The organism is Neobacillus sp. MER 74 (assembly GCF_023714155.1).
This window is the reverse complement of sequence record NZ_JAMAUV010000004.1, coordinates 130,379-152,643: the sequence shown is the minus strand read 5'-3', so window position 1 is coordinate 152,643 and position 22,265 is coordinate 130,379. Positions and strand designations below refer to the sequence as shown.

Annotated in this window: 24 protein-coding genes; 4 read left to right on the top strand and 20 right to left on the bottom strand. The window is 37.0% G+C overall.

All coding sequences use genetic code 11. From position 1 onward, the window contains the following. Positions 1-176: 176 nt before the first annotated feature. From purD to purK, 8 genes are all read right to left on the bottom strand, one after another. Positions 177-1,439, bottom strand: coding sequence for a phosphoribosylamine--glycine ligase (gene purD, locus M3610_RS09335; protein WP_251458673.1), 1,263 nt, complete (start codon positions 1,437-1,439; stop codon positions 177-179). A gap of 54 nt (positions 1,440-1,493) precedes the next feature. Continuing rightward, the gene (purN, locus tag M3610_RS09330; RefSeq protein ID WP_251458671.1) at positions 1,494-2,072 is read right to left on the bottom strand and encodes a phosphoribosylglycinamide formyltransferase; all 579 of its coding nucleotides are present in this window, start codon (positions 2,070-2,072) and stop codon (positions 1,494-1,496) included. Positions 2,073-2,074: 2 nt separating this feature from the next. Next, positions 2,075-3,109 (bottom strand): phosphoribosylformylglycinamidine cyclo-ligase, encoded by a 1,035-nt coding sequence (purM, locus tag M3610_RS09325; RefSeq protein WP_251458669.1) that lies wholly within the window; start codon positions 3,107-3,109, stop codon positions 2,075-2,077. A gap of 14 nt (positions 3,110-3,123) precedes the next feature. Next, entirely contained in the window at positions 3,124-5,412 is a 2,289-nt protein-coding gene (gene purL / locus M3610_RS09320; protein WP_251458666.1) for a phosphoribosylformylglycinamidine synthase subunit PurL, read from the bottom strand. Then, complete coding sequence (gene purQ / locus M3610_RS09315; protein ID WP_251458663.1) at positions 5,399-6,082, bottom strand: phosphoribosylformylglycinamidine synthase subunit PurQ; 684 nt, start codon at positions 6,080-6,082, stop codon at positions 5,399-5,401. The genes purL and purQ overlap by 14 nt, the downstream gene beginning before the upstream one ends. A 12-nt stretch (positions 6,083-6,094) precedes the next feature. Continuing rightward, positions 6,095-6,349: a phosphoribosylformylglycinamidine synthase subunit PurS gene (purS, locus tag M3610_RS09310; RefSeq protein ID WP_251458660.1), complete on the bottom strand. Its 255-nt coding sequence runs from the start codon at positions 6,347-6,349 to the stop codon at positions 6,095-6,097. Beyond that, positions 6,342-7,061, bottom strand: coding sequence for a phosphoribosylaminoimidazolesuccinocarboxamide synthase (gene purC, locus M3610_RS09305; RefSeq protein WP_251458657.1), 720 nt, complete (start codon positions 7,059-7,061; stop codon positions 6,342-6,344). The genes purS and purC overlap by 8 nt, the downstream gene beginning before the upstream one ends. A gap of 64 nt (positions 7,062-7,125) precedes the next feature. Further along, positions 7,126-8,271 (bottom strand): 5-(carboxyamino)imidazole ribonucleotide synthase, encoded by a 1,146-nt coding sequence (purK, locus tag M3610_RS09300; RefSeq protein WP_251458654.1) that lies wholly within the window; start codon positions 8,269-8,271, stop codon positions 7,126-7,128. A gap of 176 nt (positions 8,272-8,447) precedes the next feature. Here purK and purF point away from each other — a divergent pair, with 176 nt between their 5' ends. Beyond that, positions 8,448-9,827, top strand: coding sequence for an amidophosphoribosyltransferase (gene purF / locus M3610_RS09295; RefSeq protein WP_251458651.1), 1,380 nt, complete (start codon positions 8,448-8,450; stop codon positions 9,825-9,827). Positions 9,828-9,965: 138 nt separating this feature from the next. On the opposite strand, the gene M3610_RS09290 is transcribed toward purF, so the two are convergent. Next, entirely contained in the window at positions 9,966-10,103 is a 138-nt protein-coding gene (locus M3610_RS09290) for a hypothetical protein (protein ID WP_180229983.1), read from the bottom strand. Between the two features lie 302 nt (positions 10,104-10,405). On the opposite strand from M3610_RS09290, the gene M3610_RS09285 reads away from it, so the two are divergent. Continuing rightward, the gene (locus tag M3610_RS09285; RefSeq protein ID WP_098571929.1) at positions 10,406-11,101 is read left to right on the top strand and encodes an AIM24 family protein; all 696 of its coding nucleotides are present in this window, start codon (positions 10,406-10,408) and stop codon (positions 11,099-11,101) included. A 194-nt stretch (positions 11,102-11,295) separates the two neighbouring features. Then, positions 11,296-12,438, top strand: coding sequence for an SLC13 family permease (locus tag M3610_RS09280; RefSeq protein ID WP_251458649.1), 1,143 nt, complete (start codon positions 11,296-11,298; stop codon positions 12,436-12,438). 116 nt (positions 12,439-12,554) lie between these two features. On the opposite strand, the gene M3610_RS09275 is transcribed toward M3610_RS09280, so the two are convergent. From M3610_RS09275 to M3610_RS09245, 7 genes are all read right to left on the bottom strand, one after another. Then, positions 12,555-12,731 (bottom strand): hypothetical protein, encoded by a 177-nt coding sequence (locus tag M3610_RS09275; RefSeq protein WP_251458647.1) that lies wholly within the window; start codon positions 12,729-12,731, stop codon positions 12,555-12,557. Positions 12,732-12,868: 137 nt separating this feature from the next. Continuing rightward, positions 12,869-13,495, bottom strand: a complete 627-nt coding sequence (locus tag M3610_RS09270; protein WP_251458645.1) for a TetR/AcrR family transcriptional regulator — start codon at positions 13,493-13,495, stop codon at positions 12,869-12,871. A 256-nt stretch (positions 13,496-13,751) separates the two neighbouring features. After that, positions 13,752-14,108: a protoglobin domain-containing protein gene (locus tag M3610_RS09265; RefSeq protein WP_251458643.1), complete on the bottom strand. Its 357-nt coding sequence runs from the start codon at positions 14,106-14,108 to the stop codon at positions 13,752-13,754. A 146-nt stretch (positions 14,109-14,254) separates the two neighbouring features. Then, the gene (locus M3610_RS09260) at positions 14,255-14,908 is read right to left on the bottom strand and encodes a vWA domain-containing protein (protein ID WP_251458641.1); all 654 of its coding nucleotides are present in this window, start codon (positions 14,906-14,908) and stop codon (positions 14,255-14,257) included. A gap of 78 nt (positions 14,909-14,986) precedes the next feature. After that, positions 14,987-15,520 (bottom strand): hypothetical protein, encoded by a 534-nt coding sequence (locus M3610_RS09255; protein ID WP_396953641.1) that lies wholly within the window; start codon positions 15,518-15,520, stop codon positions 14,987-14,989. A 28-nt stretch (positions 15,521-15,548) separates the two neighbouring features. Continuing rightward, positions 15,549-16,979 carry a recombinase family protein gene (locus tag M3610_RS09250; protein ID WP_251458639.1) on the bottom strand — a complete coding sequence of 477 codons (1,431 nt, stop codon included), beginning with the start codon at positions 16,977-16,979 and terminating at the stop codon, positions 15,549-15,551. 88 nt (positions 16,980-17,067) lie between these two features. Then, the gene (locus tag M3610_RS09245; protein ID WP_251458637.1) at positions 17,068-17,262 is read right to left on the bottom strand and encodes an acyl-CoA thioester hydrolase; all 195 of its coding nucleotides are present in this window, start codon (positions 17,260-17,262) and stop codon (positions 17,068-17,070) included. 242 nt (positions 17,263-17,504) lie between these two features. On the opposite strand from M3610_RS09245, the gene M3610_RS09240 reads away from it, so the two are divergent. Beyond that, positions 17,505-18,398 carry a hypothetical protein gene (locus tag M3610_RS09240; RefSeq protein ID WP_251458635.1) on the top strand — a complete coding sequence of 298 codons (894 nt, stop codon included), beginning with the start codon at positions 17,505-17,507 and terminating at the stop codon, positions 18,396-18,398. Positions 18,399-18,513: 115 nt separating this feature from the next. Here M3610_RS09240 and M3610_RS09235 read toward each other — a convergent pair whose 3' ends face one another. Genes M3610_RS09235 through M3610_RS09220 form a run of 4 tightly spaced genes read right to left on the bottom strand, consistent with a single transcriptional unit; the run spans position 18,514 to position 22,228 of the window. After that, positions 18,514-20,199: a phage major capsid protein gene (locus M3610_RS09235; RefSeq protein WP_251459015.1), complete on the bottom strand. Its 1,686-nt coding sequence runs from the start codon at positions 20,197-20,199 to the stop codon at positions 18,514-18,516. Positions 20,200-20,204: 5 nt separating this feature from the next. After that, positions 20,205-21,464, bottom strand: coding sequence for a phage portal protein (locus tag M3610_RS09230; RefSeq protein WP_251458632.1), 1,260 nt, complete (start codon positions 21,462-21,464; stop codon positions 20,205-20,207). A 27-nt stretch (positions 21,465-21,491) separates the two neighbouring features. Next, positions 21,492-21,761: a hypothetical protein gene (locus M3610_RS09225; protein ID WP_251458628.1), complete on the bottom strand. Its 270-nt coding sequence runs from the start codon at positions 21,759-21,761 to the stop codon at positions 21,492-21,494. Then, the gene (locus tag M3610_RS09220) at positions 21,761-22,228 is read right to left on the bottom strand and encodes a phage terminase small subunit P27 family (protein ID WP_251458627.1); all 468 of its coding nucleotides are present in this window, start codon (positions 22,226-22,228) and stop codon (positions 21,761-21,763) included. Before M3610_RS09220 ends, M3610_RS09225 begins: the two co-directional genes overlap by 1 nt. Positions 22,229-22,265 lie beyond the last annotated feature (37 nt).

Sequence of the window (22,265 nt, the reverse complement as noted above, 5' to 3'; positions counted from 1 at the left end):
GCACCAATAAAAGACACTTTAGTCCATTTGTCCATATGGCGTGGACATTAAAGATACAGATGTGAAAGAATTTTATTTAAAGACAAAAAAGCCTGTTTATAAGCAGGCTTTCCTATATTGGCTCATCTTCCTTGATAAGCCTCTTTAAAATTAGATATTGATAGTCAACGAAATAGTCAACGAAATGCCTTTGATCCTATATCTGTTCGGTAATGAGCACCTATAAAAGATACCTTTTCTACGGATTGGTAGGCCAAATCTCTCGCTTCCTGCAAATGGTCGCCAATGGCAGTTATCCCCAGGACTCGGCCGCCATTTGTTAGAATTTCTCCATCCTTTGAGGTAGTGCCAGCATGGAAGGCTATAGTCGGATAAGTTATATGTTCCAATCCTTTGATCACTTGACCTTTTTCGTATGCTCCCGGATAGCCAGCAGAAGACATAATCACGCAAACCGCAGACTGGTCTTTCCATTTCACTTCTACATTCTCTAATTCTCCGGTGAGACTTGCCAGTAAAATATCAAGTAAATCTGTTTCAAGCAATGGAAGAACTACCTGTGTTTCCGGATCGCCAAAGCGTGCATTATATTCAATGACTTTTGGACCTGATTTTGTCAGCATTAAACCAGTATAGAGGATTCCCTCAAATGGGGAACCTTCCTCTACCATAGCTTTTGCCGTTGGTTGGACTATTTCATGAATAATCCGCTCTACCATTGATGAATCAATATGTGGTAATGGCGCATACGTTCCCATTCCACCAGTGTTAGGTCCCTTGTCGCCATCATTTACCGGCTTATGGTCCTGTGCCGGAACCATCGCTTTTACAGTAGTCCGATTCACAAAAGCGAGCAGGGTCAATTCTTCTCCTTCTAAAAATTCCTCAACAACCACCCTCGCTCCCGCCGAGCCAAAGGATACTTCTTTCATCATACTTTGAAGTGCTTCTTCCGCTTCTTCCAGTGTTTTTGCCACAACGACACCTTTTCCTGCAGCTAAGCCATCTGCTTTTATTACGATTGGCGCCCCTTCGCCGCGGACAAAAGCGAGTGCATCCTCATAGTTTGTAAAAGAAGCATATTTAGCAGTAGGAATCTGATACTTCATCATTAAATCTTTAGCGAACGCCTTACTTCCCTCAATTAATGCCGCTTCCTTTGAAGGTCCATATACCGCTAAACCCTGTTCTTTAAAATAATTAACAATACCCAATGAGAGCGGCTCTTCTGGTCCTACAAATGTAAGATCAATTTGTTCTTTTTGTGCAAAATCCGCTAATTTCTGAATGTCTGAAACAGCAATGGAAACACATTCCGCTAACTCTGCAATCCCAGGGTTGCCCGGCGCACAATAAATTTGCGTAACTTTAGGACTTTGTGACAGTTTCCAAACTATCGCATGCTCACGGCCGCCTCCCCCTATCACTAACACCTTCATTTCGTCTTACCTCCTAGTGTTTAAAATGGCTTATGCCTGTTATCAAGGTCCCTATCATTTTACAGCCTCCTTATTCGCCAGTCTTTGGATCACTTCTGGTAATAATTTGTGCTCCTGCTCCTGAATTTTTTTTATCAATGTTTCCCTGGTTTCTTTCGGATCAATTGTTACGGCACGCTGGTCGATAATCGGTCCTGTATCCATTCCTTCGTCCACAAAATGGACCGTGACTCCGGTTACCTTTACCCCATAATCGAGTGCTTGTCCAATGGCATCCTTTCCTGCGAAAGCTGGTAATAAAGACGGGTGGACATTGATAATTTTCCGATCGAATGCATGAAGTAAAACATGACCTAACAGTCTCATATATCCAGCCAGCACGATAAAATCCACCTCCAGTTGAGTTACCTTTTCAAGGATCTCTTCTTCATAGGCTTGTTTATTCGGATAATCTTTTGCTGTAAAAGTAAAAACCGGGATTGATTCATTAATAGCGGTGCGGACTGCAAGAGCGTCAGGACGGTCACTGACCAGTAAAACCACTTCAACGTTATTGATTTTTTTTGATTTTATGGATTCTATAATCGCAGCAAAATTAGAACCCGTACCAGAAGCAAAAACGGCAATCTTCATACTTACTCCTTATTGAATACGACGTCTTCGTTTCCTTTTTGCACTGTACCGATTACAAACGCATTTTCACCCAACGTTTCCAAGTGATCCAATACGCCCCGAGAGTCCGCAGTATCGACCACTAAAATCATCCCTATTCCCATATTAAAAGTTCGGAACATATCATAATCAGAAATTTTACCTTTTTCTTGGATAAAGGTAAAAATCTCCGGAACCTTCCATGATCCATCCCTAATTTCAGCCTGTAAACCTTTGGGTAAAATTCGTGGAATGTTATCATAAAAACCCCCGCCTGTTACATGCACCATTCCAGTGACATTAAATTTCCGTATCGTTGAAAGGACCGATTTCACATAAATTTTGGTGGGTTCAAGCAACACTTTTCCCAATTCAGTCCCCAATTCCTCTACATAATCACCTAATGAGAGCTTAGCATCCTCCAATAGAACCTTGCGGACAAGTGAAAACCCATTACTATGTACTCCGCTTGAAGCTAACCCAATAAGCGCCTGGCCTTCTTTTACTTTTGATCCATCAATGACATGTTTTTGATCCACCATACCAACCGTAAAGCCTGCAATATCATATTCCTCATCCTGGTACATTCCCGGCATCTCGGCAGTTTCTCCGCCAATTAGTGAACATCCCGCCTGTACACAGCCATCTGCAATTCCTTTAACGATGGCTTCAATTTTTTCCGGGATAATCTTACCGCAGGCTAAATAATCTAGAAAAAAAAGTGGCTCGGCCCCTTGGACAATGACGTCATTCACACACATGGCAACGGCATCGATGCCAATGGTATCATGCTTGTTCATGGCAAAAGCAATTTTCAATTTGGTCCCTACTCCATCCGTACCAGAAACAAAAACAGGCTCTTCTATATTCGACAAATTTGGTTTAAAAAGGGCCCCAAATCCTCCTAATCCCGTTAAAACCTCTGGCCTGAATGTTTTTTTTACATGTTTTTTCATTCGTTCAACGGCTTCATTTCCCGCATCAATATTGACCCCAGCATGGCGGTAAGCATCACTCATTCCTTTTCTCTCCTTTACGGTAAATTTGCAGAGATTTCCTGCATATTAAGCTTTTTTAATAATCCCGAACTCATAATGGTAGGTATAGCATTCCGCCAGGCTTCTGCCAATTTAGTAATCGGCATAGAAATAACGGTATTACCATTATGTGAAATTGAAAGTTCCTGGCCTTTCACATGACCGATTTCTTTTAGTGGCACCTCCTGCTGTTTTGCCATTTTCTTAATCTTCTCTGCATTTTCCGGAGAAACGGAAAGAATGATTCGAGATTGAGATTCACTAAAAAGGCTAAAATCTGTTCGCAGGTCTTCGGTTATTTGAATTTCGGCACCTATCTTCCCACTTATACAACTTTCTGCTAAAGCAACTGCTAAACCGCCTTCCGCTGTATCATGAGCTGACTGCACCAATCCTTCTTGAATCATTTTTAGGGTAAAAGCTTGTATCTTCTTCTCCAAATCAAGGTTTAACTGCGGCGGGCGCCCTTCAATCTTACCAGTCATTATTTTTTGGTATTCCGACCCGCCTATTTCTGCTTTGGTTTCCCCAATTAAAAAAATTAAATCTCCGTCTTTTTTAAATTCTTGAGTTGTAATATGTTCAATGTCCCTAATTAGCCCTACCATGCCAATGGTTGGTGTTGGAAAAATAGCTTCTCCTTTTGTCTCATTATATAAGCTGACATTCCCACCAATAACAGGAGTATTGAGTTGACGGCATGCTTCACTAATTCCATCCGCTGCCTTTTCAAACTGCCAGAAGATTTCCGGCTTTTCCGGACTTCCAAAGTTCAAGTTATCAGTAATCGCTAAAGGCTCAGCACCCGAACAAACCACATTGCGGGCCGCTTCTGCTACTGCTATTGCTCCTCCAACAAACGGATCAAGATAAACATACCTTCCGTTGCAATCCGTTGTCATCGCCAGGGCTTTCCGTGTTCCACGAATAGCCACGACAGCCGCATCCGATCCAGGTATGACAGCGGTATTTGTTCTTACCATATAGTCATACTGTTGATATACCCACTCTTTGCTGGCAATCGTAGGCGATGCTAGAAGCTTCTGCAGAACAGAATTATAATCCGTTGGCTCTTCGATGGATGCAGTTATGTCTATGGATGAATATTGTTCGTAATACGGCGCCTCTTTCGATGGCTTACAATACACTGGCGCATCTTCTGCAAGCTTGTCCGCGGGGATTTCCGCCACGATTTCTCCCTTGTGAAGTAAACGGAGTTGGTTATCATCTGTCACTTTACCGATCACAGAAGAGTGGAGTCCCCATTTATCAAATATCTTTTTTACTTCCCCTTCTTTTCCTTTTTTCGCAACGACCAGCATTCTTTCTTGTGACTCGGAGAGCATCATTTCGTAGGCACTCATTCCTTTTTCCCGCTGTGGAACAAGATCAAGATCCAATTCCACTCCATTTCCCGCTTTACTGGCCATCTCAGAACTGGAGCTGGTTAACCCTGCCGCACCCATATCTTGTATCCCAACCACATGACCAGAGGCGATCAATTCAAGAGTGGCCTCAAGCAGTAATTTTTCCATAAAAGGATCGCCCACTTGGACGGCTGGACGTTTCGCTTCCGAATTTTCACTCAATTCTTCTGAAGCGAAGGTAGCTCCATGAATTCCATCCCTGCCGGTAGCCGCTCCAACATAAATGACGGGATTACCAATTCCTTTTGCGACGCCTTTTTGAATTTCATCATGGTTGATTAAACCAACACACATGGCATTTACAAGGGGATTCCCTTCATAGGAAGCATCAAAGTAGATTTCCCCGCCAACCGTTGGAATGCCCATACAGTTACCATATCCTGCAATACCCGCGACCACATTTTCAAAGATATATTTCGTTTTTGGATTATTAAGTTCGCCAAAACGCAGCGAATTCAATAAAGCGATCGGACGGGCACCCATGGAAAACACGTCACGAATAATCCCGCCAACTCCTGTTGCAGCACCTTGATAAGGTTCAATGGCGGAAGGATGATTGTGGCTTTCAATTTTAAACACCACTGCTTGATTATCACCTATATCAACAATACCTGCTCCTTCTCCAGGGCCTTGTAAGACGTGCGGGCCGGATATCGGAAAACGTTTGAGAACTACCTTCGAATTTTTATAGCTGCAATGTTCGGACCACATGACACTAAATATGCCAGTTTCCGTATAATTGGGTTTCCGCCCAAGGATTTCAATTACTTTATCAAATTCTTCATCCGTTAATCCCATTTCCCGATAGACCTTCTGCTGGACAATTTGCTCAGGAGTTGGTTCTTTATGCTGTACCATATTGTTTCCTCCAGTAACTTAAAATAGATGAAAACATACGTTTTCCGTCATCTGTTCCCAGCCATTTATGAACCGCACGTTCCGGGTGGGGCATTAATCCTAAAACATTTCCTCTCTCATTGATGACCCCTGCAATCTCAGAAATCGACCCATTTGGATTCGTCCCTTTATACCTGAATACGATTTGATTGTTCTTTTCTAATTCATCCAATGTCTCTTGATCACAATAATAATTACCATCACCATGGGCAATCGGAATACGTATCGTTTCGCCTTCTTGATAGTCTAATGTGAACGGGGTTTGGTTGTTTTCTACTACTAAATCAATGAAGTCACAATGAAATTTTAACCGTTGATTTCTTCGTAAAGCACCTGGCAAAAGATTAGCTTCAGTTAGAATTTGAAACCCATTACAGACACCAAGAATCAATTTCCCTTCTTCAGCAGCTATTTTCACCTGCTCCATAACAGGAGACAAGCTCGCAACAGCCCCTGGACGCAAATAATCCCCATAGGAGAAGCCCCCTGGAACAAGAATTGCATCATATTTTGATAGGTCCGTTTCAAGATGCCATACATATTCGACAGACTGTTCAATCGTATCTAACACTGCTTTATACATGTCTACATCACAATTTGAACCAGGAAAAACCAGTACAGCAAAGTTCATCCTATTCCCCTCCTATCCTTCCTGCTTGGTAAGATCAAACCGAAAGTCTTCAATTACGGTATTGGCTAACAGTTTCTCACACATATCCTTTACTCGTTCTTCTGCCGCCTTTTGATCATCGCTTTTAATTTCAAGTTCCATGTATTTCCCTATTCGTACATCCCCAACTTCATCATATCCAAGAGAATGCAACGACTCATGAACGGCATTCCCTTGTGGATCTAGTACACTTTCTCTTAAGGTTACATATACTGTTGCTTTAAACATTGACATTACCCCCAATTCTCCGTTGTATTTCTTGATAGGCTTCCTCAACGTTTCCTAAATCCCGCCTAAACCGGTCTTTATCTAACTTTTCCCTTGAATGGGCATCCCAAAAGCGGCACGTATCCGGTGAGATTTCATCCGCTAAGATAATAGTGCCAGCTGGGGTTTTTCCAAACTCTAATTTAAAATCAACTAAGATAATATCTTTGTTTAAAAGAAACTCTTTTAAAATCTCATTGATTTTTAGGGCTTGTTTTCGAAGTTCAACCATTTCTATCTCTGATGCGAGTCCAAGAATGGCAATATGATCATTGTTAATCAAAGGGTCTCCCAATTCATCATTCTTATAGTAAAATTCCACAATGGCTCCCGGCAGTTCCTTCCCTTCCTCCCATCCCAGTCTTTTTGCAAGGGAGCCCGCCGCAATATTTCGAACGACAACCTCAATCGGGATAATCTTTACTTCCTGAACAATCTGCTCTGTTAATGAAATCTTTTTAATAAAATGATTTTCCACGCCTTTTTCTTTTAACAAACTTAGGAAGGTCGCACTAATCTCATTATTTAGAGTTCCTTTTCCAGCAATTTGTCCTTTTTTCTCGCCATTGAAGGCAGTGGCATCATCTTTATATTCAATCCAATACTTTCCTGGTTCTGATGTTTTGTATACTTTTTTTGCTTTTCCTTCGTAAAGCTGTTCTAATTTTTCCATTATTTTTTCACTCTTTTCACTCGTTGGTTATGTTTTTAGCAGAACGACTCTAATCCACGTTCCCTTATGACCAAATTCCAAGATCCTTAATTTGCTTGTCTATTTGCTCGAGATTTGAACCTAAAAAATTAATGTGACCCATTTTCCTATTTTCTACGCTTTCCTTTTTGCCGTATAAATGTAGTTTGGCTGTTGGTGGTAACTGCTCAATTTTATCTAGCACTTTATTTACATGCTGACCTAAAATATTAACCATGATAATCGGGCTTAAAAGAGTAGTATCTCCTAAAGGCAGTCCGCATATTGCCCGAATATGCTGCTCAAATTGAGAAGTAATACATGCATCCATGGAATAATGCCCGGAATTATGAGGTCTTGGTGCTAACTCATTTACGATAATTTCACCATCATTCGTAAGGAACATTTCGATCGCAATTAATCCAACTACTTGTAAGGAGTCTGCTATTTTTAATGCTTCCGTTTCCGCTTGAATTCTTTGCTCATCGCTAATTCTTGCAGGAACGAGGGACTGATGCAGGATATTATTAATATGGATATTTTCAGCTGCCGGGAAAGTCTTAGTTTGACCTTGGATATTTCGCGCAACAATCACGGATAATTCCTTACAGAACGGGATAAATTGCTCGATGATCATGTCCATCCCTGCATTTTTCCAAGCCTCGATCGCAATGGGAATGTCCTCCCTGCTTTTTATAACCCATTGCCCTTTCCCATCGTAACCCCCTGTAGCTGTTTTCATTATGTAAGGGAATCCCATACGATCTATTGCCGTTTCGAAGTCATTTTCCGAACCTATGACAAAGAAAGGTGCTACTTTCACATCAAAGGACTTTAAGGTAGATTTTTCCAGGATACGATTTTGGGTTATTTTGAGCAGTTCGCTTCCTTGAGGTACAAAGGATGTAGTTTCTAAAATAGATGTTATAGTAGAATCTACATTTTCAAATTCATAAGTAATCACATCTGAGGAATCGGCAAGTTCTTTAACTGCTTTGAGCTCAGTATAGGGAGCTGTGATTTGAAGATCTGCCACTTGTCCACATGGTGAGTTAGGTGTCGGATCCAACGTAATGAAGCGATATCCCATATTTTTACCAGCAATTGAAATCATTCTTCCTAGCTGGCCACCCCCTAAGATACCAATCGTTGAGCAGGGTTTAATGACTGTCAAAGCTTTTTCCTCCTTCATCCTTTTTTAAACTTTTCATAATGTTAGGTTTTCCTGAAATGCACTCAAATACTTTTTTAATCGAAAAAACTTCTTTTATTTACAAAGCTAATACAATTTCAACAAGACAATCAAAAGGATAAAAATTCTGCTTTCGCCAAAAATAATGAAATGAAATTAACGGGAGGAATACACATATGGATTCAGAAATGAAGGAGAAATGCGGTGTATTTGGAGTGTTTAATCACCCTCAAGCAGCCCATTTAACATATTATGGACTTCATGCACTTCAACACCGCGGGCAGGAGAGTGCAGGAATTGTAGCTAGTGATGGAAAATCATTCAGGCATCACAGGGGAATGGGATTAGTTACCCAAGTATTTTCGCGTGAGATCCTTGATGGACTAAGTGGGAATATGGCCATCGGTCATGTACGATATTCTACTTCTGGTGCAAGTTTACTACAAAACGCACAACCTCTTGTATTTAAGTACAGTGCGGGCAATTTGGCCGTTGCCCATAACGGGAATTTAGTAAATGCCAATGTTGAGCGGAAGGTTCTCCAGCAACAGGGTGCCATTTTTCAGACAACCACTGATACTGAGATTATCGCTCATTTAATAGCGCGTTCCAGTAAACAATATTTTGATGAGGCAGGACCGGATGTTCTTAAGCGGATTGACGGTTCCTTTGCATTGCTGATCATGACAGATAAACAAATGCTGATTGCCCTAGATCGTCATGGCTTACGTCCCCTTAGCCTCGGAAAAATTGGTGAATCCATTGTCGTGTCTTCAGAAACTTGTGGACTTAATGCGGTTGATGCTAAGTTCTGGAGAGATGTTGAACCGGGAGAATGGCTTCTTGTTGACGAGACGGGAATTAAAACAGGTAGATTTGCTGCAAAAGGTGACGTTTCTCTTTGCTCCTTTGAATTTGTTTACTTTGCTCGTCCAGATAGTGTGATTCATGGAAGAAGTGTTTTATCCATTCGAAAAGAATTAGGCCAAATTTTAGCAAAAGAACATCCTACACCTGCTGATGTTGTTGTTGCTGTTCCAGAATCAAGTGTCCCTGCAGCCATGGGTTTTGCCCAACAATCAGGAATTCCATATGAAATGGGAATCATCAAAAATCCTTATGCCGGTCGTTCATTTATTGAACCAACCCAAGAATTACGCGATTTGGCCGTTCGTTTAAAATTAAGTGCTGTTCGTGAAATTCTCGAGGATAAACGGGTCGTGCTTGTTGATGATTCGATTGTACGTGGAACGACAAGCAAGCGAATTGTTCAATTGATTCGTCAAGCAGGTGCAAAAGAGGTCCATGTACGAATTAGTTCCCCAATGGTAAAAAATCCTTGTTTTTATGGAGTGGATATGCCAACCAAAGAAGAACTTTTTGCTAACAAACATGAGCATGAACGTGCAATGGGAAGTGTGATTGGAGCAGACTCATTAGCCTTTTTAAGCACCGAGGGATTATTAGAGGCTGTCGATGTAGATCTGGCAGATACTAGCCGCCGTTGTATCGCTTGTTTTAATGGTGCATATCCAACTAATTTGTATCTTAAGTGATCATCTTCATTAAACAAGGACTAAGATAAAGAAAAACCTTCAAAATTTATGAAGGTTTTTACTTTTTATTGCGAATAGTTGATCCCGACTTATAAAAAAAGAAATAGTATCCTATTTCTCCTGAAGATATCCACCTAACTAATTATTATCATTTTCGTATGCGATAACCACTACTTTTTTATGTGCTTGCTCACTTAGCTTTTCCTCTAGTGATTGAATTTCATTTATTAAATTGGGTGATAGTGAAGCTGCAACATACTGATTTTCATTTTCCATTATCATTACTCCTTTGCGACATTTGTCATAGATATCTTTAATAACTTAAATATAAGGTTTTCCTGTATCAGGAGAAAGAGATGGAACACGACGCTTGAAATATTAGCACTTTCTCACTGAATATAAATATTATTTAGTTGTCTACAATGTTTTTATTCATTTTAGTTTGTGTTTTTCCATATTTTGAAATTCCAGGCGCGCTCATGGAAGATCAAAAGGATAAAATTTCATTTTCTTCCATATATATATGAAACATAATAGAATAGAACTCGTCGTTATAGAGAGGGAAGGATGTGGGAGCAGTGGACAGATACTCAATTGAAGAATTTATCAAACAATCGGAGCAGGTTGATAAGGGACAGGGTCTTTTTGAGTTAGAAACTCCTCGGATGTTGGAAGTAAATCTAGATGGTCAAGTATGGGCCAAAGCAGGATCGATGGTTTCTTACCAAGGGGAAATTAAATTTGTCCGCGAAGGAATGCTAGAACATGGACTAGGAACCGCGTTCAAAAAGGCGCTCACCGGAGAAGGTGCTTCATTAATGAAGGCCAATGGAAAGGGGAAATTATATCTAGCCGATAGCGGTAAGAAAATTATTATTCTAAATTTGCAAAACGAATCTATTTACATTAATGGCAATGATTTACTTGCATTTGAACCAAGTATTAAATGGGAAATAAAATTAATGAAGAAAATTGCAGGGATGATGGCAGGAGGCTTATTTAATGTTCGATGTGAAGGAAGTGGATTGATCGCTTTTACTGCCCATTATGAACCACTCACCTTAAGGGTATCACCTGGAAATCCTGTGATTACCGATCCAAATGCCACGGTTGCATGGTCTGGCAATCTTCAACCTAAATTTCAAACCGATATCAGTTTGAAAACATTCTTTGGCAGAGGAAGCGGAGAGTCTATTCAAATGAAGTTCGAAGGTGAAGGCTTTGTCGTAATTCAGCCCTTCGAAGAGGTTTATATGAAAGCAAAGCAAAGTTAATAGGTTTAAATAATCATACTAAAAACTAGATAGTGCCTGACACCATTCATTTGAAGGTGTCAGGCACTTCTTTGTTGTTCCCACTGAACAGGTATTTAAAGATATATTCCTTTGGTATTTTCTTATTTCCAACTATGAATGGGCATGGTAGAATCATATAGTTGTTATATTCTATTAACTACCGGTGGTGCCCTGTGAAAGAATCTGTATTAATTCAAGAAAACAAAAGACTCAAGTTGAAATTTGCTTTTCTAAAAAAAGACATTGTTTTTACAGTTTCTCTTGTATTAGCTGCGACAAGCTGTTTAATTTATCCTCCAAAACTGGAGTATATCAATTTTCAAGTGTTAGTTATTTTATTTAGCTTGATGCTGACCATTAAGGCGTTAGAAGAATTAAGATTCCTAGACAAATTCGCAATTGCTGTTATTAATAAATGTAATAACACCCGCTCTGTTTCAGCAATTCTGATATTGTTATGTTTTTTTAGCTCAATGTTTGTCACAAACGATGTGGCGCTGCTTACATTTGTACCCTTGACACTTGTGGTCAGTAGGAAGACCCAGATGCCCATGATGGAGACGATAATTTTTCAAACCATTGCAGCAAACATTGGTAGTAGTTTAACTCCAATGGGCAATCCGCAAAATCTGTTCATCTATTCGCATTATGGAATCCGGCCATTTCCATTTTTTTCGACGGTTCTATTCATGGCTGTCCTTGGAATTAGTTCTCTTTTTTTCCTTATAAAAAGAATGCAATATAGAGAATTAAAAGTTGTTCTAAATCCAGTGCCAATAGACGATTGGAAAAAGCTAGCAGTCTGGGGATTGGTTCTAGCAATTATCGTTGCTTCAATTTTTGGAGTGGTCAGTTACCAAGTCGCCTTCGTGCTAACTTTGATAACCGTGATCATATTAAATGCAAAATTATTGATAAAGATTGATTATCTACTTTTGTTAACGTTTATCTGCTTTTTTATCTTTATTGGAAATATATCCAATTCAAATACATTACAAGCATTTGCCAATACAAGTTTAAAAGATACTACGTCCGTCTATTTTAGTTCAATTTTTTTAAGCCAGTTTATCAGTAATGTTCCAGCCTCCATTCTATTGGCAGAATTCACAACTGATTGGAAACCTTTATTATTAGGAGTGAATATTGGCGGACTCGGGACAATTGTTGCCTCATTGGCCAGTGTAATTTCTTACAAACTATTTATACAGGCAAATCCAATCGAAAGTAAAAGGTATTTAATCAAATTCAGTTTCTATAATTTTACTATTTTAGCGTTTTTAACTTTGATTCAGTTCGTTATCCTTAAACTTTTATAAAATTTTTATAAAAATAGACACCATCCCTTGAATTGGATGGTGTCTATGCTTAATTTTTTGAAGCAACAGGAGCTTTTTCACCATTTATTCAGTTGTATCTTGCGATAACCTATTCTTTAATTCGATAATCCTAAAAAATTCTCCAATCTCTTCCTTAAAGATTTTTTGCCATACATGCTTTCATCTTGCTGTTGTTTTTGAGTGTTATTAACATACATCCATGCAGACTTGGCGTTTTTTTCCACTTCCTGTTGTTTAATTCCCATCATAGTTTGGTAATCATACATTCTCATATTTAGTTCATCCTCTCACACAAAAAATATAAAAAACGACCGTTCGGTTTATATAATGGTTCAATTATTCTTTATTTGTTCCTGATATTATCAGCAATTCATACGTGCAAAAAACAAGCCGATTAGAGGGGCTTACCTTATTGCTCAGATATTTCTTTTACCCTTAGGATATACATTTTTTTTATTTCTTTTAATACCTCATGGTAGGGATAATCTTCGTATACTATTGTCTGTGAGACCACTCCATCAACCATCGACCAAAAAAGATCTGCAAATATTTCGGGATTCACATCTTGTTTTATTTCACCGGAATTCTGCCCATCTTTAAGAATATCCGTGATCTGAGAAATAAAATATGTTTGCCTGCGATTGCGTAAACGTTCCTTTAATTCTTTGTTCCTTGAAGAGTGAAGCTTGAACTCTAAGTGAACTGAAAAACGTGCTTTATTTTCTTCGATAAAAGGATTTAGGTCTAAGTATATATCGAAAAAATAGTTTAATTTTTCTATAGCTGATGTCTTTTTAGATATTTCCTGATTCAGTTCATCGTATGTTTGACTCGTTTCTGTACTCATTAATTCAAGATAAATTTCATCTTTACTTTGAAAGTAATTATAAATCGCACCTTTGCTAATACCGGAATGTTCGACGATATCATTAATCGTGGCAACTTCGAAACCTTTCTTTGCAAAGCAAACAAACGCACTTGATAAGATTTCTTTTTTCTTTTTCTCTTTATAATCATCAGAGACTATTGGGGGCATTTTATCTCCGCCTTTATAATTAATAATTATTTATTTATAATATGTGAAACATTCAAAAACGACCGTCCGGTTTATTTAAATTTTAGCTTATATCCACCTGAAAAATCAACCAAAATTTTCCTGAGAATCTCATACAAGACAAATATAATGGTGTCAGGCACCAAAGACTATTTTCTATCCATACAGCAAAAAAAACCCTTGTTAAATTAACAAGAGCTTAAACATTCATTTATTACAATGAATTATTCGGGACTCACTAAATAATCTTATTCAACAAAAAATCGACTTTCTCAGTCAGTTGTTTTTTTACACTATCATCCATGTCCATTTCATCCATCGTCTCTTTCAATTTACCAAACCAGATTGCTGCCCTATCTGGAGCGATTTGAAATGGGTGTCGTTCTTTCACTTGTGAGACTTGCTTCCCTTGTTCCTGATCAGATTTCCCGGCAACGAGTCGGTTGATAAATACTCTTTGCCGCTCCTTCAATAATTCGATATCCGTGTTTCTTTCATTAAACATGTTAATGTAGTAGGAATCTTTTAGCAGCTTATCATAAAAACGGTCAACTAACTCATTCACTTTTTCCTGTTCCAATAAAATCGGCATCATTCATTCCCTCTTTTTCTTATGTAAAGTAGTTTCTCCTATCATTATAGTGTAAATTAAAATCAAAATTTGTGATTTACATCACGGAAAGTGATTATGGAAGAAAAAAAGACACCTCTGTCCACAGCAGGTGTCAACTTTAAAGTAAATTAAACATTCCTCGAACGACGATTATAATCCCTTTCAATGCCTTTTTTCCAGCTTCGATCAATCTTTTTGCCACTGCGAAGGTTAACCACAGCTTCATTTACCGCTTCATAATTTAATTGCGTTCCTTCACCGTCTGCATGGTATTCAACAGCGAAGTCCTCATCGATACCAAATCGCGCAGCTGTTGAAATGGCATCGATATTGGCACCCAAGAACAGGAACTCCCACCCAAATTTCTCTTTTTGGCACTGAACCATTTTTTTGATTTTGTCCGCTGTGAATTCACGACTGGCATTTTCCATCCCATCCGTGGTAATCACGAAGAGTACTTTTTCGGCACGTTCGCCCTCTCTGGTTCTCTTTTGTACATTCGCAATTTTTTGTATCGATAAACCAATCGCATCCAATAACGCAGTGGTGCCGCCGACTTCATAATCTTTTTCAGTAATAGGAGAAATGCCCCTTACATTGATTCGGTCGTGTAATAAATCGTATTCGTGATCAAACAACACAGTTGTTACAATAGCTTCGCCCTCTGCCTTTTGCTGTTTCTTCAGCATCGCATTATATCCGCCGATGGTATCCGCTTCAAGACCTGCCATGGAGCCGCTTTTATCCAAAATAAATACTAATTCTGTTAGATTTCTTTTCATGATTATCATCCTCCGCTTTGTGATAAACAAAGGATAACAAATATTCAAAACCAAATGGTCGCTTTAAAAGCGACATATTTATGCGCCAAGTAATGGCTGGTCAAAAGCAAATAAGGCCTCATTGATTTCATGAATATTGTAATTTGCCTGTTGAATAAAGTACTCAATAATCACATCAAATTTATTGCTCCGTGACAAAGTATAACCAGCACTGGCTAGAAGATCCATCGTTTCCTCCACGTTTAACTCTAAAGCAACAGCAAACGCAATCGTGGTTTTCTTTTTCGGAGTATAATCGGCTTCATTCCGAATCTTGGAGAATAATCGCCGGTCAATATTCGCTCGTTTATATGTTTCCACATCTGTCATGCCTTTTTCATCAATGAAACGAAGCAGCCGTTCGGGAAAAGATTCACCAAGTTCGTCCAATAGATTGACTAAGGAATACTCTGCTTCTTTATGTACATCCTGCTGATCAATCTCGATTTCTTGCTGGCTTTCCCATATGTAAGGTTCTTGTCTATTACGCGCAAACACGTTTTCTATTTCTTCCACATAATGCTCATCAATATATTGATAGATTGATAACGTAGAACAATTTAAAATAAGCAAAAAAAATAACCCATACTAATGTACAGGTTTAAAGGAAGTTTATCTTTATTTCAATATTCTCGCCTTCGCGAATAAGTTCGATTCTATCAATAATCTGTTTAGCTAATGTATTAAGTTCTTTTTTACTTATGTCCTTTGAACTCCATGCTCTTTTAAATTGTTTAATGGCATATAGGCGTTCTTCATCCGTTTTTTCATTGTTAGTTATTGCAAGTGATTTTTCAATTGAACGGATTTCATCTCTTAACCTTTGTATTTGGGCGTTTAGCTTTTCCTGTTTAAGTTTTAATTGAGCTTTATCCAACGTTCCTTCAACATATAAGTCTATTAACCTTTCCTCTCCTGTTTCCAATCGTTTAAGTTCATCTTGTTTGTTCCTTAATACAAGCTGTAAGGTTGTATCCTCCTTTTGTTCTGTTTGCTCACTATTGAGCAAACGAGTTTGATATTGTTCAAGTTCGAAAAATAATTGAGCATATACAATTTCTACGCGCATACCGTTGTTTCCGCACTTAATTCCAAATTTATCGGTCTTGGTGCAAGTTTTTATATAGGTCTTCCCACTTGCTTTATGGTTATTGAAACTTAATGCTTTTTTACATTTGCCACAAAATATTAGCTTTGAAAGTACTTGTATATTATTACGAGATCCAGCGGGCTTTACACGTCTATCATTGTGTATTGCCAAAATTCTCTCATGTTCTTCCTGAGTTTTTAACGGTTTATGAATGCCTTCAATATAATTATTCTTTCCGTATTTGGTTTTACCTAAGTGTATTTCACTCATTATTATTCGTCTTATTGTTGTCTCATGCCAATCTCCTTTTCTTTTTGTCTTTATACCTAATCTATTGAGTTCCCAGGCAATTTCATAAGTTGGCATTAGATCATGTAAAAACATCTTTTTCATAAGGTCATAGACTTTTACATCTGCTTCATCAACTTCAAGTTCTCTGGTGACTTTGTTATATTTATATGGAAATGGAGGCTGACCACTAACCCACCTCCCCGACTTCGCTCCTTGTCTTTTACCTCTAAGCATTCGCTTTTTAATCATTTTGTACTCGTAGTTAGCCATCAGTTGCTCAAAGTTTGTCATAATATTATTTTCGTCATTGAAGTCATAAGTTCTGTTTGGAGTAATTACAAGAGTATTAGATTCGCGAAAAATTCTTTGTATTCTTCCTATTTCCTCTAAGTCTCCACGAGTTAGTCTGTCCAAATCAACTACTAAAACTGCATCATACAAGTCGTTTTCAATGTCATTTAGCAATTGAACCATTTCAGGACGAGCTTCAATAGATTGAGATGACCCAATTTCCTCATATAATTTGTAGTTGAGGTTATGTTTATTTGCATATTCTACTAAAATATTGCGGTGTTTTGATAATACATCTGCCTTACCTTCTTCATCTCTTGACTTCCTCAGATATATTGCAATATCTTTAATCGTATCCATTTCTCTCTCCTTTAAAATTTATTTACATCAATACATATATTAATTTAACAATATTTACCAGTTTTTTATATAGAAATTTTAAATTTTATTATCTTAATATAGATTCGGCAATCTTGCTCATGTTATCAGCTAATTTATTTATTGATTCATTTGAAGGCTTATTTGAAACTCCTGTTACTGTCAATTTACCGAACTTAAATAATGTCTTTATTTGTCCGTTCTCTAACATTTTACGGCTTACTAACTCGACATTTTTATTATCGAAGTTCCCAAAAATTTTCATTTCCCAACACCTCATCTTCAATATGTGTTCAAAATTATAGGTATAGATTTTAAAAGTGGAAACCGGAATGGAGAAAAATATTATATATTTTTCGTTGGGTTTACATAAATAAAAGAACTGTGTATCTATTTAATATTTCTTAGGTAATAAGAATCGGTAAAAAAGTAAGATAAAAATATTGAAAATGAGGAAAATAAAGGGTTTAATAATTTAGTACACTAAATTATTAACGGGAGGAAATTATGTGGGAGAAAATTGAGATTTACTTTTTTGACATTATGGGTTTATTAATACCAGGAGTAGTGTTTCTTACAGGCATTATATTTACTTTTTTGTTTTTGATCTCTGGGGATCTGGTTAATGATATTCATAGTGTTTTAAACAAAATTGTAATTTTTAAACTTATTTACAAAATGGATAAGGAAATAAAAAAGCAAATATGGCTTTTAGTTGTATTTTTTGTCTTTAATGCCTATTTAGTTGGACATGTTATTAAGGTTTTATCAAAATTGTATTATTGGTTTTTTCGTTTAATTTTTGATAAATTTATAAATCAAATATTTTCCTTATTCATTAAATGGTTGGGTTCTCGAACAAGAAAACTCATTAGAGTGATACAGATTTTTAATAGTTGGAAACCAAGTTTGAAAAAATTTATTAAAGAGTATATAAAGGATATTTATAAATTTATAAAATACAATTTAAAAGTAATATTTGTTTTTGGCACAGAAGATTATGAAAAAGATAATAAACCTTTGCTTGAAGAATCATTAAAAATTATCAATGATAGATATAAAACAAACTTTCCAACGAAATGGTACTCAATTTATAAGTTATCGAAAATAATGATTTATCACGAGAATTTAAAAAATATGAATGATACATTTTTAGCAAAATATAATTTTTATCGATCTCTATCATTTATTTGTTTTTTACAGTTAGCGCTTTTAGTTTTTTTATCTTTCCATAAGGGGCTCCTTAATGATTACGCCCATACTATTGTTATCGTTTTATTGGTGGTTAATATAATCTTTTGGTATACGTTCCATGAAAAATATAAGCGCTACTTCAAACTTTGTGGCAATGAAACATTAGTTTCAATTTACTACCATCTAAAAACAACTGAAAATAAATAACAATAAAATTTTCATTTTATCGTAAAAGCAAAAAAAAATGACCCGATGGTTTTACCCATCGAGCCTAAAAGGAGAGTTGGAACGGTTTTTACACCGTTCTCTCATTCCTTATTTATTATTTCACTTGTAGCAAACGAATTGATTGGTCACTGATTACCTTACCATCCAGATAGATCGAAGCAACAATAAGTTGAGAACCACGTAGAGCTTGAGTGGAATCAGCATAGACGTGTTGAATTTCGATACCTTTTTTGATTAGTGTACCGTAAGCTTGACCAAAGTTAACTAAACCTACTGCCTTATTACCAGTCGCGATATTAGGCATTACATCTACAATCTGAACAGGTAGTCCCATCATTGTGTAATATTTTGCCCCGTTCCCATTTTTAAAATCAACGAGATAGTAGTTGTTAGTACCGTCTTTCAATTTAGCAAGAGTGTTGAAAGTTGAGCGGTTCATAACAAATACTGCATCTTCAACTAATTGAGGATTCATAGAGTTGAACAATCCTAAAACATCATCAGTAGTAACTGAACCAACTGCTCCAGTTTGGATAGTAGCTGATGCATCTAGTGTTGCAGTTAAGAACCCTTCCATTTCAGTAGTCCCGTTACCGTTGGCAATTGCACGGTTTAGCGATAGTGCAATACGACGAGCCAATACATCAACTGCATAGTTCACAATATCAAAAGCAGCGTCATTAATAAGTTGTTGAGAAAGTTCAATAGCAGCTGTTAAACGCTTTTGTTGGAGTTTCACTTTAACCATTGCAAAGTCAGCAGGAGTTGCGTTGGTCATTTCACCTAACCATTGAGCAGTCCCAATATCAGTTTCTTTAAGAATTTCAAGGTACCCGCTCATTGATGGGAACTTTTTAGATAGTCCAAATAGTGGAGCAACCTCTTCTAATTTTCTAACAATTTCATCTGAAATTGATGTTGGGACTGTTAAAGAACCAGGTGTTGCAGAAGTTGTAATAGCACGTACTTCATCTGAAAACAGATTTCCTTTTAAGAATGCTTCAAAACCACGTTGTTCAACAGAAGTTTCATTTGGGTTTAAGATTTCAATCATATTTCTTACCTCTTTCTCTTCGATTTTTGTATTAAGAATTTCAATTTCAGACTTTAAATTTGAAGTCCTAATTGCTTCATCAGTTGTTAAACCTCGGCTTTCAACCTCAACAACCTCCGCAATTTCTTCTAATTCATTTAGTAACTCATTTCTTTTTTCAATGAGAGCTTTTTTATTCATTTCTTTTACCTCTACTACTTCTTGTGCTTTTGGTATTTCGATATTCTCAACCAAATTAATTCCACGAGCAGAGATTGTAGAATTTGCATAAGCTGGATCTCTAACAACAGATACTTCAAATAAATCAAGTTCAGTAACAGTACGTTCAAAATAGTCACCCATGTTGCGCCATGAGTCCTTAACAGCACGGAAGCCAAAGGACATATTCCGCAAGATTCCAGATTTTATTAACTCATAATAATCCTTACCCCAAGATGTTGCGCTTATCGTAGCTGTCATGTATAGTCCTTGTTCATCTTCGGTCAGTTGTAGAGAGTCATTTCTTGTTGAAGCTAAAATCTTTTCTGAATCATGTTCAGCAAGGAAATGAACCTCTTTTGCTTTTCTGATTGCATTAGTAAATGCACCTTTAGCAATTTTTTCTTTGAATTTTTGGGATTTTCCCAATAGCTCACTAAATTGTTCCGTTTTATTGACATACCCTGAAACAGTTAATGAGCCATCATCATTGGTTTTAAATTCTGATTCATTGAACCTTAGTTCCATCTTCACTATTTATCACCTTCTTTATCTTTTGGCATTGGAACTTTTCCGTCTGTAATGGTAGTTGCCATATTAGGAATAATCATTTGGTCTTTCTTAGCGTCATAAAGGACATTACCTAAAGACCACATAAAGTAATCGTTGTTGATACGGTTCTTATCAAGGCTCGCTCGCCCTTCATTAATGCTTAATAAACCATTTTTAACTGCAAGACCGATAGTCTCAACACGTTCCTTCTCTGTTGCACGAAGGATTTCAGACGTATCAAAGCGGAAATAATAACCGTTATTTTTCTCATTTTCCAATAACATTGACTTGTCGAAAGCGCTTTCAATAGCTGTTATAATCGGTGACAATGTATATTGAAGATAAGCAAGGTTTTGTTGAGAATTTGCACTGTACTTATTAAATTCAGCGCTGATAAGTGATTCATCAATACCGAACAACTTACAAATGTCAGAGTTAGTTATTTTCCTAGATGTTACTAATTGTAATTGTTCAGGGTTTAATGCAATCGGCTTGTACTCAATACCTTCTTCTAAAATAACTGTTTTACCAGCATTCTTTGCACCAGCATAAAGAGATTCCCAACCTGCTCTTAATCGTTTAATTGCTTGTTCTGATAACCTATTTAAAGATTGAATGACACCAATCGGAAGTGCCCCATTTTTTAATAGATTTTTAGAATATGAATTTTGTTCAAGAGCTAATTCTAAAATATCTGACCCATGCTTTAAAATACCTTCATTACCTGAGTCAACAATAATTAGGTCTTCATAATCAAGTTGAACACTTGCGCCTAAACCAGTGTAAACAACTTCAACTTTGGAAAGAGTAATTCCGTTTGTTGTATATTGTTTAAATTGAACACTGTTTCCCTTAAGGGCATGAAGTGAAATAATTGAGTTCCCTTTTTTCTCAATGTAAATAATTGCTTTACCGTAAAAGAGGTAATCCTTAACCAACTGTCTCTTAAAGGCTTGACTATCAGTGAAGTAATTAGCTTCTCCATTTAGCAACCTTGTTCGGTTATCGGGTACTCTTACAACTTCACCATTATTCTCTTGGTATAAGTTGATTGGAAGTTGTGAAATAGTTCCTTCAATTAGGTTTAAACAAGATTTAACTGCAGGTATTGTCATAGCTTGTTCTTCAGTAACTGTAGAACCACCCAGTAATGAGATTATAGCTAAGTTTTGTCCGTTACTAGTATAAAAGGAACGTTCCTCGACTTCATTTTGTTTATTCTTAAAATCAAATAATCCCATAATCTTTTTCGTTCACCTCCTACTTTCTTAAGCCATTTGTTGTTTGTATTCTTGAACAATTCTTAACATCTTTTGATTTTCATTTTCTGTTGCCTTATATTCCATAAGTTCTAAATACTTGTTGTAACTTACATGAACCATAGCTTCAACTTTGATTAACCATAGCAACGGATCAATAACCTGATTAGCAGCGACAAGAGTTCTAACTACATCAATGTTAGGCAGTTCATTTTTTATCCAAGAATAATTTGAACCATTATCTTTACGTAAGTTTTCAATAGTAAGTAAATGTTCCATTAGAATCCTCCTAACAATTGTGCAATCAGTTTATCGCCTTCATTCGATTCACTAATGCTTTGTAATTTTGTTCTTGTATCAGCAGTAAGGCACAATAGCTTTGCAAGTTCATTTGCCTTAGTTGTGTGCTTGTTTAACAATGCGGTTGCAGGGTGTTCTTTCTTACCATGTAACGACTCAATTATCTGTCCTTCTTTCGAAATTATTCTGTGACAATCCTCAATCAGCGAATAATAGAAAGCAAGATTTTGAATCAATGGTTTATCCAAGTCATTTATGAGTTCAAGTTTCTTTAACTCTTTCACAATGAACAGATAATAGTTTTTAGCACTATCATTGAAGTACTCAGGAGGATTGTCGATATTGACTTTTGAAAAAATACCGCTAAAATTTTTTTCTTTTGCAACAAGTTCTTCGCCAGTAGAGCGCCCTTTATTTCGGTCTTTTAATTCTTGCGGTTTAGCCATATAATCACTCCTTTTTCCTCTTATTTACAATTATTTA

What these genes read in the sequence shown, in the direction of transcription:
- purK (WP_251458654.1), bottom strand. Translation starts at nt 8,271, where the DNA reads ATGAAGGAGGAAAAAGCTTTGACAGTCATTAAACCCTGCTCAACGATT.
- purD (WP_251458673.1), bottom strand. Translation starts at nt 1,439, where the DNA reads ATGAAGGTGTTAGTGATAGGGGGAGGCGGCCGTGAGCATGCGATAGTT.
- M3610_RS09250 (WP_251458639.1), bottom strand. Translation starts at nt 16,979, where the DNA reads ATGGATACGATTAAAGATATTGCAATATATCTGAGGAAGTCAAGAGAT.
- purS (WP_251458660.1), bottom strand. Translation starts at nt 6,349, where the DNA reads ATGTTTAAAGCAACAGTATATGTAACCTTAAGAGAAAGTGTACTAGAT.
- purQ (WP_251458663.1), bottom strand. Translation starts at nt 6,082, where the DNA reads ATGAACTTTGCTGTACTGGTTTTTCCTGGTTCAAATTGTGATGTAGAC.
- purM (WP_251458669.1), bottom strand. Translation starts at nt 3,109, where the DNA reads ATGAGTGATGCTTACCGCCATGCTGGGGTCAATATTGATGCGGGAAAT.
- M3610_RS09225 (WP_251458628.1), bottom strand. Translation starts at nt 21,761, where the DNA reads ATGGAACATTTACTTACTATTGAAAACTTACGTAAAGATAATGGTTCA.
- M3610_RS09275 (WP_251458647.1), bottom strand. Translation starts at nt 12,731, where the DNA reads ATGAGAATGTATGATTACCAAACTATGATGGGAATTAAACAACAGGAA.
- M3610_RS09240 (WP_251458635.1), top strand. Translation starts at nt 17,505, where the DNA reads ATGTGGGAGAAAATTGAGATTTACTTTTTTGACATTATGGGTTTATTA.
- M3610_RS09245 (WP_251458637.1), bottom strand. Translation starts at nt 17,262, where the DNA reads ATGAAAATTTTTGGGAACTTCGATAATAAAAATGTCGAGTTAGTAAGC.
- M3610_RS09220 (WP_251458627.1), bottom strand. Translation starts at nt 22,228, where the DNA reads ATGGCTAAACCGCAAGAATTAAAAGACCGAAATAAAGGGCGCTCTACT.
- M3610_RS09270 (WP_251458645.1), bottom strand. Translation starts at nt 13,495, where the DNA reads ATGCCCCCAATAGTCTCTGATGATTATAAAGAGAAAAAGAAAAAAGAA.
- M3610_RS09235 (WP_251459015.1), bottom strand. Translation starts at nt 20,199, where the DNA reads ATGGAACTAAGGTTCAATGAATCAGAATTTAAAACCAATGATGATGGC.
- M3610_RS09260 (WP_251458641.1), bottom strand. Translation starts at nt 14,908, where the DNA reads ATGAAAAGAAATCTAACAGAATTAGTATTTATTTTGGATAAAAGCGGC.
- purF (WP_251458651.1), top strand. Translation starts at nt 8,448, where the DNA reads ATGGATTCAGAAATGAAGGAGAAATGCGGTGTATTTGGAGTGTTTAAT.
- purC (WP_251458657.1), bottom strand. Translation starts at nt 7,061, where the DNA reads ATGGAAAAATTAGAACAGCTTTACGAAGGAAAAGCAAAAAAAGTATAC.
- M3610_RS09290 (WP_180229983.1), bottom strand. Translation starts at nt 10,103, where the DNA reads ATGGAAAATGAAAATCAGTATGTTGCAGCTTCACTATCACCCAATTTA.
- M3610_RS09265 (WP_251458643.1), bottom strand. Translation starts at nt 14,108, where the DNA reads ATGATGCCGATTTTATTGGAACAGGAAAAAGTGAATGAGTTAGTTGAC.
- purN (WP_251458671.1), bottom strand. Translation starts at nt 2,072, where the DNA reads ATGAAGATTGCCGTTTTTGCTTCTGGTACGGGTTCTAATTTTGCTGCG.
- purL (WP_251458666.1), bottom strand. Translation starts at nt 5,412, where the DNA reads ATGGTACAGCATAAAGAACCAACTCCTGAGCAAATTGTCCAGCAGAAG.
- M3610_RS09230 (WP_251458632.1), bottom strand. Translation starts at nt 21,464, where the DNA reads ATGGGATTATTTGATTTTAAGAATAAACAAAATGAAGTCGAGGAACGT.